Below are 9,833 nucleotides of genomic sequence, written 5' to 3'. Positions count from 1 at the left end.
TTTTTTTTAACAGATATTACAACCCCGGCGCGGTCTTTTTTTTGGGGGCGCGGCGTTGTGCCGCTAACGGGCTGCGCAGCAGCCCCGGCAATTCACGCTGCGAAGCTGAAATCCCGGGGCCGCTTCGCGCCCCTTTCGCGACACAAGGCCGCTCCCACAAAAAAGCGGACCGCGCAGGTCGCATGGCTGATTTGACGCCACTGCCCCCGCTGGGTATAAACCGCCTCTTATTTGTTTGTCAGGCCTTTCCCATGAGCTTCAGCCCTCTCATCCGCCAACTGATCGATGCCCTGCGTATTCTGCCGGGTGTCGGCCAGAAAACCGCCCAGCGCATGGCCCTGCAACTGCTCGAACGTGACCGCAGCGGCGGCCTGCGCCTGGCCCAGGCCTTGACCCAGGCCATGGAGGGGGTTGGGCATTGCCGTCAGTGCCGCACCCTGACCGAGCAGGAGCTGTGCCCGCAATGCGCCGACACGCGCCGTGACGATACCCAGTTGTGTGTGGTCGAAGGGCCGACCGATGTGTATGCAGTGGAGCAGACCGGCTATCGTGGCCGCTACTTCGTGCTCAAGGGCCACTTGTCGCCGCTGGACGGGCTGGGGCCGGAGGCGATCGGGATTCCGCAGCTGATGGCGCGGATCGAGGAGCAGGGCACCTTCACCGAGGTGATCCTGGCGACCAACCCGACGGTGGAAGGCGAGGCCACGGCGCATTACATTGCCCAGTTGCTGAGCGAGAAGGGCCTGGTGGCGTCGCGGATTGCCCATGGCGTGCCATTGGGCGGCGAGCTGGAGCTGGTGGATGGTGGGACCTTGGCCCATGCGTTTGCGGGGCGTCGGCCGATTTCGCTCTGATCGAGAATTGTTGGGGCCGCTTTGCGGCCTATCGCCGGCAAGCCAGCTCCCACAGGGTTGCCGCAGGGCTGATGGCAGCGCCGTACTTGTGGGAGCTGGCTTGCCGGCGATAGGGCGCAAAGCGCCCTCGAATACTCAGTATTCGCTGAGCGAAAACTCGGTCAGGCAGAAAGTCGGTACCCCGGCCGCCTGCAGCCGGCGCGATCCGTCCAGCTCCGGCAGATCGATGATCGCCGCCGCCTCGAACACCTGGGCACCGGTCCGGCGCACCAGGTTGGCTGCTGCCAGCAGCGTACCGCCAGTAGCAATCAGGTCATCGAAGATCAACACCGAATCCCCTTCGCACAGGCTGTCGGCATGCACTTCCAGGAAGGCTTCGCCGTACTCGGTCTGGTAACCCTCGCTCAGCACGTCAGCCGGCAGCTTGCCCTGCTTGCGGAACAGGATCAGGGGCTTGTTCAGCTGGTGGGCGATGATCGAGCCGATCAGGAAGCCTCGGGCGTCCATGGCGCCGATGTGGCTGAACTCGGCTTCGACATAGCGTTCGATGAACTGGTCGGCCACATAGCGCAGCCCGCGCGGCGACTGGAACAGCGGGGTGATATCGCGGAAGATCACGCCCGGTTTGGGGAAGTCCACTACCGGGCGGATCAGGGCTTTGAGGTCGAAGGCGTCGCTGTGCATTGTTGCGGGTATCCTGGGAAAACGAATGCCCAAGTATACCCGCTAAACGCCGGCCTCAGGCCTCCATTGCGCCACCGGCCAGCGCGCACAGCTGGATCGGGTCGAGAATGTGCACTTCCTTGCCTTCGGCACGGATCAGGCCATTCTGCTGGAAGCGGGTGAACACCCGCGACACGGTTTCAACTGCCAGGCCCAGGTAGTTGCCGATTTCGTTGCGCGACATGCTCAGGCGGAACTGGTTGGCCGAATAGCCGCGGGCGCGGAAGCGTGCCGACAGGTTGACCAGGAAGGTGGCAATGCGCTCGTCAGCGGTCTTTTTCGACAGCAGCAGCATCATCTGCTGATCGTCGCGGATTTCCCGGCTCATTACCCGCATCAGCTGGCGGCGTAGCTGCGGCAGCTGCACCGACAGCTCGTCGAGGCGTTCGAACGGGATTTCACACACCGAAGTCGTCTCCTGGGCCTGGGCCGACACCGGGTAGGCTTCGGTGTCCATGCCCGACAGGCCGACCAGCTCACTGGGCAGGTGGAAGCCGGTGATCTGCTCTTCGCCGCTGTCGCTGAGGCTGAAGGTTTTCAGCGCGCCGGAACGTACCGCGTAGACCGAGCCGAAATTGTCGCCCTGGCGGAACAGGAACTCGCCTTTTTTCAACGGCCGCCCACGCTTGACGATTTCATCCAGTGCATCCATGTCTTCCAGGTTGAGCGACAGAGGCAGGCACAGGGGGGCCAGGCTGCAGTCCTTGCAATGGGCCTGGTTGTGTGGGCGCAGTTTGACTGGCTCGGACATTTTCATTCGATCCTTGTGGGAAAGCACACATAAGACGTAAGGGTAACTCACGGCGTAGGTTGTAGGCCAGCGTGCGCTGTTGTGGTGCGACCTGGCCAGGCCCCGGCGGGTGTACGCCGGGGCCTTCGCTGTGCCCATGGTGTGCCTGGCAAGGAACTTTGTCCATGCGGTTGAACGACTCGGTTTCAGATCACCCGCGAGAAGCGCTGGCGGTTGTGCATCGCCAGGTAGGCGTCGAACACCATGCACACCGAGCGCGCCAGCAGGCGGCCGGCCGGCAGGATGCGGATGCCTTTGTCGTCCAGGCGGATCAGCCCGTCGCGCTGCAAGGTCAGCAGTTCTGGCCAGAGGTCGTTGAAGTAGCCGCGAAAATCGATGGTGAAGGCCTGTTCGATCGGCTCGAAATCCAGCTCGAAATGGCAGATCAGTTGCTGGATCACTGCCCGGCGGATGCGGTCGTCGTGGTTGCACAGCAGGCCGCGCTGGGTGGCCAGCTGGGCGTTCGACAGGCTGTCCTGATAGGTGTTTAGGTCGCTGCTGTTCTGGCAGTACAGGTCGCCGATCTGGCTGATGGCCGACACGCCCAGACCGATCAGGTCGCAGTGCCCATGGGTGGTGTAGCCCTGGAAGTTGCGCTGCAGGGTGCCTTCTTCCTGGGCGATGGCCAGCTCGTCGTCGGGCAGGGCGAAGTGATCCATGCCGATGTAACGGTAGCCTGCAGCGGTCAGCTGGTCGATGGTGGCGTGCAGCATCTCCAGCTTGGCGGCCGCGCTGGGCAGGTCATTGCTGTCGATGCGCCGTTGCGGCATGAAGCGCTCGGGCAGGTGCGCGTAATTGAACACCGAGAGGCGGTCGGGTTGCAGGCGGATCACTTCTTCGACGGTGCGGGCAAAGCCTTCCGGGGTTTGTTTGGGCAGGCCGTAGATCAGGTCGAGGTTGATCGAGCGGAACTGCAGGGTGCGTGCGGCTTCGATCAGGGTGCGGGTCTGCTCGAGGCTCTGCAGGCGGTTGACTGCGCGCTGCACGGCCGGGTCGAGGTCCTGCACGCCCAGGCTGACGCGGTTGAAGCCCAGTTCACGGAGCAGGCCCATGGTCGACCAGTCGGCTTCGCGCGGGTCGATCTCGATGCCATAGTCGCCGGAGTCGTCGTCCAGCAGGTGGAAGTGCTGGCGCAGGGTGGCCATCAGCTGGCGCAGTTCCACATGGCTGAGGAAGGTTGGCGTGCCGCCGCCAAAATGCAGCTGTTCGACACGCTGTTTAGGGTCAAGGTGGCAGGCGATCAGCTGGATTTCCTGCTCCAGGCGCTGCAGGTAGGGCGCGGCGCGGCCGCGGTCTTTGGTGATCACCTTGTTGCAGGCGCAGTAGTAGCAGATGTTGGCGCAGAACGGTACATGCACGTACAGCGACAGCGGGCGGGCGGCCCGACGGCTTTCGCGCAGGGCGTGGAGCAGGTCGAACGAGCCCACTTCGCTGTGCAGTTGCACGGCGGTCGGGTAAGAGGTGTAGCGTGGTCCGGCCAAGTCGTAGCGGCGGATCAGGTCGGTATCCCAACGAAGGTCGTCGAGCATGAGGGCGGTCCCCGGAAAGAGCAGCAGTGCCCCGGAGTCTATGGCCGTCTGTAGGAATCTGTGTTGATTTGTATCAAGGGCATTGGGGCTGCTCTGCAGCCCTTCGCGGGCTTGCCCGCTCCCATAGGGGTACACATGATCCTGTAGGAGCGGGCATGCCCGCGAAGGGTCGCAAAGCGGCCCCCCTCAATGCCCCATCAACCAGTGCTGATGCGGCCCCGGCATGGTCCAGATACCAAACAGCATCACCAGCACCCCGCCAGCCACCCGCACACTGCGTCTTTTCAACAAAATGTTTACCCGCTCCGCGGCTAATCCGGTAGCCAGCAATACCGGCCAGGTCCCCACGCCGAACGCCAGCATCAGCGCCGCGCTGTACCCGGCATTGCCTTGGCTGGCCGCCCACAGCAAGGTGCTGTACACCAACCCGCACGGCAACCACCCCCACAAGGCCCCCAGCAACAACGCCCGCGGCACGCTGGACACTGGCAGCAAGCGCGACGCCACTGGCTGGATATGCCGCCACAGCCCCCGGCCCAGCGTCTCGATGCGGGTCAGCCCGCTCCACCAGCCGGCCAGGTACAACCCCATGGCGATCAAAAGCAGCGCCGCCACCACCCGCAATGCCAGCGCCGCCGGGCTGCTGGCCACGGCCCAGCCGGCCAGGCCCAGCAGCAGGCCGGCACAGGCATAACTGAGAATGCGCCCAAGGTTGTACGCCAGCAGCAGGCGCAAGCGCCGGCCACGTTGTTCGGGCGGTATGGCAAGGGTCAGCGCACCCATCAGGCCGCCGCACATGCCCAGGCAGTGGCCGCCACCGAGCAGACCGAGAATCAACGCCGAGCCCAGCAGGGGCAGCAGGTCAGGCACGGGGTGGGGGTTCCTTGTCGGTGTCGGCCTCGTCAGGCTTCACCGCCGCCTGGTGGCGCGGGTCCTGGTCGTCGAACAGGATGCTGTGTGCAGGGCTTTCCAGGTCGTCGTACTGGCCGCTGTCCACCGCCCAGAAGAAGATGTACACGGCCACGCCGACCAGCAGCAGGGCTGCGGGGATCATGACATAGAGTGCGGGCATGACGACTTCCTCCCGGGCAAGGGCGCTTCGTTCGCTGGCAGGCCCGATGCCAGGGGCAGGCGGGTCAGGCGCAGGGCGTTGAGTACCACGATCAGTGAACTGACCGACATGCCGATGGCTGCCCAAACCGGGGTGATCCAGCCAAGCGCGGCGAACGGTAACATCAGGCCATTATACAAGGTCGCCCACAGCAGGTTCTCGAGGATGTTGCGGCGGGTGCGGCGGGCCAGCTCGAAGGCCTGTACCAGCGCTTGCAGGCGGTTGGACAGCAGCACGGCGTCGGCGCTGGTCTTGGCCAGGTCGGTGGCGCTGCCCATGGCGATGCTGATGTCGGCGGCGGCCAGTACCGGCACGTCGTTGACCCCGTCACCCAGCATCAGCACCTTGCGCCCGGCCGCCTGCAGCGCCTTCAGCCGGTCCAGTTTGTCGTCCGGACGCAGGCCGCCGATGGCCTGGTCGATGCCTAGCTGCGCGGCCACTTCGGCAACCATCGGCGAGTTGTCGCCCGACAGCAGTAGCGTGCGCCAGCCACGGGCCTTGCAGGCCGCCAGCAGGGCAGGGGCATCGTCGCGCAGGCGGTCGTCCAGGCCGAACCAGGCCAGTGGGCCCAGGCGGTCGCCCAGCAGCAGCCACTGGCCGCGCGGCTCTGGCACGGCGGGGATTTCCGCGCCGCTCAGGGCGCAGACGAAGGTGGCCTGGCCAATGCGCAGGCGCTGGCCTTCGACCAGCCCTTCCAGGCCCAGGCCCGGTACGCTCTGCACGTCTTCAGCAGGCGTTGCGGTGCGGCCGAAGGCGCGGGCGATGGGGTGTTCGGAGCGGTTCTCCAGCGCCGCGGCCAAGGCCAGGCAGCGGTCGGCGGGCAGGCTGCCGAGCGGGCGAATGCTGCGCAAGGTCAGGCGGCCCTCGGTCAGCGTGCCGGTCTTGTCGAAAATCACCGTGTCGATCTGGTTCAGGCCTTCCAGCACATGGCCACGGGTCACCAGCAGACCGAGCTTGTGCAAGGTGCCGGTGGCCGCAGTAAGCGCGGTTGGCGTTGCCAGGGACAGTGCGCAGGGGCAGGTCGCTACCAGCATTGCCAGCACGATCCAGAACGCCCGCGCCGGGTCCAGGTGCCACCACCACAGGCCGATGGCCGCGGCGGCCAGCAGCGAGAACAGCAGGAACCACTGCGAGGCCCGGTCGGCGATTTCGGCCAGGCGAGGTTTTTCGGTCTGGGCGCGTTCCAGCAGGCGGACGATGGCTGACAACCGCGAGTCGTGGCCGAGGGCTTCGACTTCCACGTTCAGGGTGCTTTCGACGTTCAGGGTACCGCCGGTGACCCGCTCGCCGACCCGCCGTGGTTGCGGCAGGTATTCACCGGTCAGCAACGATTCATCGACGCTGGAGCGGCCTTCGACGATGCGCCCGTCGGCGGGGATTACCGCACCTGGCAGCACCTGCACCGTGTCACCGCACTGCAGTTCGCTGAGCAGGATACGCTCGCTGCGGCCGGCGGCGTCCAGGCGCAGGCACGAGGCCGGCAGCAGGTTGACCAGTTGCTCAGTGGCCGCAGCGGTACGTTCGCGGGCGCGGCGCTCCAGGTATCGGCCGGTGAGCAGGAACAGCGCGAACATGCCCACGGTGTCGAAATACAGCTCGCCGCTGCCGGTGATGGCGGTCCAGATGCCGGCGCCGAAGGCCAGGCCAATGGCCAGCGACACCGAAACGTCCATGGTCAGGTGGCGGGTACGCAGGTCGCGTGCCGCGCCCTTGAAGAACGGTGCGCAGCTGTAGAACACGATGGGGATGGTGAGGAACAGCGCCACCCAGCGCAGGATGGTGTGCAGTTCGGGCGACAGGTCGATATTGAATTCCGGCCAGGTGGCCATGGTTGCCATCATCGCCTGGAACCACAGCAGCCCGGCCACGCCCAGGCGGCGCAGGGCGCTGCGGTTCTCGCTGGCCAGCTGCTCGGCGGCCTGATCGGGCTGATAAGGGTGGGCGGCGTAGCCGATCTGGCGCAGCTCGGCGAGCAGGCGCGAGAGCGGCAGTTGCTTGTCGTGCCAGTTCAGCAGCAGGCGGTGGTTGGACAGGTTCAGGCGCGCCTCGGCGACGCCGGGCAGGTTGCGCAGGTGCTTTTCGATCAGCCAGCCGCAGGCGGCGCAGCTGATGCCTTCGACCAGCAGGGTGGTTTCGGCCAGGTCGCCAGCATGGCGGACGAAGGTTTGCTGTACGTCGCTGCGGTCGTAGAGGGCCAGTTCGTCCTGTAGCTGCCTGGGCAGGGCCTCGGGGTTGGCGCTGTTGTCGCTGCGGTGCTGGTAGTAGTGCTCCAGGCCCCCGGCGACGATCGACTCGGCTACCGCCTGGCAGCCGGGGCAGCAGAACTGCCGGGGCTGGCCGAGGACCACGGCGGTGAAGCGGCTGCCGGCGGGGACGGGCAGGGCGCAGTGGTAGCAGGGGGTGGGCTGGGTCATCTTGGAGCAGTCTTATGTCGTGAGATTGCCGGGGCTGCTTTGCAGCCCTTTCGCGACACAAGGCCGCTCCCACAGGAGATCGCATATCCCTGTGGGAGCGGCCTTGTGTCGCGAAAGGGGCGCAAAGCGCCCCCATTCATACCAGGGTTCATTGCTGATGCTCGGCACCTTGCAAGGCTTCATCACCCAGCTGCAAGGTCACACCATGCTCCACCTTTTCTTCCTCGAACAGGCGCCAAACCTGGCCGCCTTCGCTACCCAGCAGCTCGACGAAGCGCCGCCCGTCAACCTTGTCCTCCAGCTGCCCCACATAGCGCCCAGCCTCGACCCGGCTCAGCAGCACCTTGCGGTCTTTCTCCGGCTGGGTTGGCGAGATCAGGTTCAGCTCCAGGCTCTGCGGGTCGCTGTCGCCGGCCAGGCGCACATCCACTTCGCCGGTCAGTTCGTCCAGGTGCACGCCGGCCTTCAGGCCCAGCGTCTGCGCCAGCAGTTCCCGGTCCAGCGAGCGGTTGATGCCCTTGCCAGCTTCGTAGTAGTTGTCGTTCACCAGGTTGTCCGGGTTGTGCACGGCGATGCTGACCATGGTCAGGCTCAGGCACACCGAGGTGGCGAGGATGCCGATGATGATCCAGGGCCAGAGGTGCTTGTACCAGGGGCTGGCGGCGGTGGCAGGCATTGTGGGTTATCTCTCTCAGCGGATCTGTGGGCCGATGAAGCGGCTCTTGGCTTCAACCTGGGCGTCGCTGTCATCGGCGCTCTTGAGGATGAAGGTGATTTCGTTGGTGGTCGACGGCAGTTTCTCGGGCGCGATCGACAGTTGCACCGGCAGGCTGACGATGTCACCAGCGTCCACGCGGATTTCGCGCTGGCCTTCAAGCTTCAGGTCCGGCAGGCCGGTGGCGTCCAGCACGTAGACGTGGTCACGCTGGTCCTTGTTCATCACCTTCAGGCTGTACACGTTCTCGATTCGGCCCTGGGCGTTCTCGCGGTACAGCACGCGGTCCTTGCTCACATCGAAACCGACCAGCGAGCGGGTGGCAAAAGCGGTGGCCAAGCCGACCATCATCACCAGCAGTACCACGGCATAGCCGATCAGGCGCGGGCGCAGCAGGTGGGTCTTCTGCCCGGAAAGGTTGTGTTCGGTGGTGTAGCTGATCAGCCCCCTGGGGTAGTTCATCTTGTCCATGATGTTGTCGCAGGCGTCGATGCACGCAGCGCAGCCGATGCACTCGATCTGCAGGCCGTCACGGATGTCGATGCCGGTGGGGCAGACCTGCACGCACATGGTGCAGTCGATGCAGTCGCCCAGGCCCGCGGCCTTGTAGTCCAGATCCTTTTTGCGCGGGCCGCGGGTTTCGCCACGGCGCGGGTCGTAGGAAACGATCAGCGTGTCCTTGTCGAACATCACGCTCTGGAAGCGCGCGTAGGGGCACATGTACACGCACACCTGCTCGCGCAGCCAGCCGGCGTTGCCGTAGGTGGCGAGCGTGAAGAAGCCGACCCAGAAGTAGGCCCAGCCGTCGGCCTGGCCGGTAAAGAATTCGGTGGCCAGTTCACGGATCGGCGAGAAGTAGCCGACGAAGGTCATGCCGGTGACGAAACCGATCAGCAGCCACAGGCTGTGCTTGGCGAACTTGCGCAGGAACTTGTTGCCGCTCATGGGGGCCTTGTCGAGCTTCATGCGCTGGTTGCGGTCGCCTTCGGTGACCTTTTCGCACCACATGAAAATCCAGGTCCACACGCTTTGCGGGCAGGTGTAGCCGCACCACACCCGGCCGGCGAACACGGTGATGAAGAACAGGCCGAATGCGGCCACGATGAGAATGCCCGAAAGCAGGATGAAGTCTTGCGGCCAGATGGTAGCGCCGAAGATGTAGAACTTGCGCTCGGGCAGGTTCCACCACACGGCCTGGTGGCCGCCCCAGTTCAACCACACGGTGCCGAAGTACAACAAAAACAACACAGCCCCACCGACCATGCGCAGGCGTCGGAACAGGCCGGTGAAGGCACGGGTGTAGATCTTTTCCCGGGAGGCGTAGAGGTCGACGGAATCCTTCCCTTTGTTGGCAGGCGGGGTCACATCATGTACCGGAATTTGCTTGCTCATCATCAAGTCCCACGGCAGTGGAGAAACGCCGCAGCCAGTGCGTGCCGGCCGCAGTCTCGCGCAATCTGCTAGCGCTCTGCGGCCCATGATACGCCGCTGATGGCAGTATGGGGCTGCACTGCGACCTTTAGTCGCGTTGGGTTCGTGGCACGAATCGTGTTATGGCGGGTGTCAATTGATCCAGGTCATGGAGCCTGCAACAAATGTGTTTTCAGTACCGGCCTCTTAGCGGGGTGACCCCCGCAGAGGGCCGGGCCGGCGTTCTAGGCCGTTGCCGGGTGGGGCGGGGGCGGCACGCGGTTAAA

General features: G+C 65.0%; 10 protein-coding genes. 2 read left to right on the top strand and 8 right to left on the bottom strand.

Annotated features, from left to right (window positions below; all coding sequences use genetic code 11):
* On the top strand, positions 1-195 hold a 195-nt coding region (locus tag IRZ77_RS27025; protein ID WP_230388106.1), incomplete at its 5' end, for a hypothetical protein.
* 56 nt (positions 196-251) lie between these two features.
* Complete coding sequence (gene recR / locus IRZ77_RS26325) at positions 252-854, top strand: recombination mediator RecR (RefSeq protein WP_003259670.1); 603 nt, start codon at positions 252-254, stop codon at positions 852-854.
* Between the two features lie 135 nt (positions 855-989).
* Here recR and IRZ77_RS26320 read toward each other — a convergent pair whose 3' ends face one another.
* From IRZ77_RS26320 to ccoG, 8 genes are all read right to left on the bottom strand, one after another.
* On the bottom strand, positions 990-1,538 hold the full coding sequence (locus IRZ77_RS26320) for an adenine phosphoribosyltransferase (protein ID WP_009683910.1): 549 nt from the start codon (positions 1,536-1,538) through the stop codon (positions 990-992).
* 55 nt (positions 1,539-1,593) lie between these two features.
* Positions 1,594-2,328 (bottom strand): Crp/Fnr family transcriptional regulator FnrA, encoded by a 735-nt coding sequence (gene fnrA / locus IRZ77_RS26315; RefSeq protein WP_015271145.1) that lies wholly within the window; start codon positions 2,326-2,328, stop codon positions 1,594-1,596.
* Between the two features lie 185 nt (positions 2,329-2,513).
* On the bottom strand, positions 2,514-3,896 hold the full coding sequence (hemN, locus tag IRZ77_RS26310) for an oxygen-independent coproporphyrinogen III oxidase (RefSeq protein ID WP_025340016.1): 1,383 nt from the start codon (positions 3,894-3,896) through the stop codon (positions 2,514-2,516).
* Between the two features lie 186 nt (positions 3,897-4,082).
* On the bottom strand, positions 4,083-4,766 hold the full coding sequence (locus IRZ77_RS26305; RefSeq protein WP_196174620.1) for a sulfite exporter TauE/SafE family protein: 684 nt from the start codon (positions 4,764-4,766) through the stop codon (positions 4,083-4,085).
* Positions 4,759-4,968, bottom strand: a complete 210-nt coding sequence (gene ccoS / locus IRZ77_RS26300) for a cbb3-type cytochrome oxidase assembly protein CcoS (protein ID WP_046615053.1) — start codon at positions 4,966-4,968, stop codon at positions 4,759-4,761. Before ccoS ends, IRZ77_RS26305 begins: the two co-directional genes overlap by 8 nt.
* The gene (locus IRZ77_RS26295; RefSeq protein WP_196174619.1) at positions 4,947-7,421 is read right to left on the bottom strand and encodes a heavy metal translocating P-type ATPase; all 2,475 of its coding nucleotides are present in this window, start codon (positions 7,419-7,421) and stop codon (positions 4,947-4,949) included. Before IRZ77_RS26295 ends, ccoS begins: the two co-directional genes overlap by 22 nt.
* A gap of 148 nt (positions 7,422-7,569) precedes the next feature.
* On the bottom strand, positions 7,570-8,097 hold the full coding sequence (locus tag IRZ77_RS26290) for a FixH family protein (RefSeq protein ID WP_108479788.1): 528 nt from the start codon (positions 8,095-8,097) through the stop codon (positions 7,570-7,572).
* Between the two features lie 15 nt (positions 8,098-8,112).
* Positions 8,113-9,528, bottom strand: coding sequence for a cytochrome c oxidase accessory protein CcoG (gene ccoG, locus IRZ77_RS26285; RefSeq protein ID WP_046615056.1), 1,416 nt, complete (start codon positions 9,526-9,528; stop codon positions 8,113-8,115).
* Positions 9,529-9,833: the final 305 nt, after the last annotated feature.

Source organism: Pseudomonas pudica (genome assembly GCF_015680405.1).
GTDB classification, from domain to species: Bacteria; Pseudomonadota; Gammaproteobacteria; order Pseudomonadales; family Pseudomonadaceae; genus Aquipseudomonas; species Aquipseudomonas pudica.
This window is presented reverse-complemented; position numbering and strand designations above follow the sequence as displayed.

Coding starts and splice junctions, on each gene's coding strand:
- IRZ77_RS26295 (WP_196174619.1), bottom strand. CDS start 7,421: ATGACCCAGCCCACCCCCTGCTACCACTGCGCCCTGCCCGTCCCCGCC.
- ccoS (WP_046615053.1), bottom strand. CDS start 4,968: ATGCCCGCACTCTATGTCATGATCCCCGCAGCCCTGCTGCTGGTCGGC.
- recR (WP_003259670.1), top strand. CDS start 252: ATGAGCTTCAGCCCTCTCATCCGCCAACTGATCGATGCCCTGCGTATT.
- hemN (WP_025340016.1), bottom strand. CDS start 3,896: ATGCTCGACGACCTTCGTTGGGATACCGACCTGATCCGCCGCTACGAC.
- IRZ77_RS26320 (WP_009683910.1), bottom strand. CDS start 1,538: ATGCACAGCGACGCCTTCGACCTCAAAGCCCTGATCCGCCCGGTAGTG.
- ccoG (WP_046615056.1), bottom strand. CDS start 9,528: ATGAGCAAGCAAATTCCGGTACATGATGTGACCCCGCCTGCCAACAAA.
- fnrA (WP_015271145.1), bottom strand. CDS start 2,328: ATGTCCGAGCCAGTCAAACTGCGCCCACACAACCAGGCCCATTGCAAG.
- IRZ77_RS26290 (WP_108479788.1), bottom strand. CDS start 8,097: ATGCCTGCCACCGCCGCCAGCCCCTGGTACAAGCACCTCTGGCCCTGG.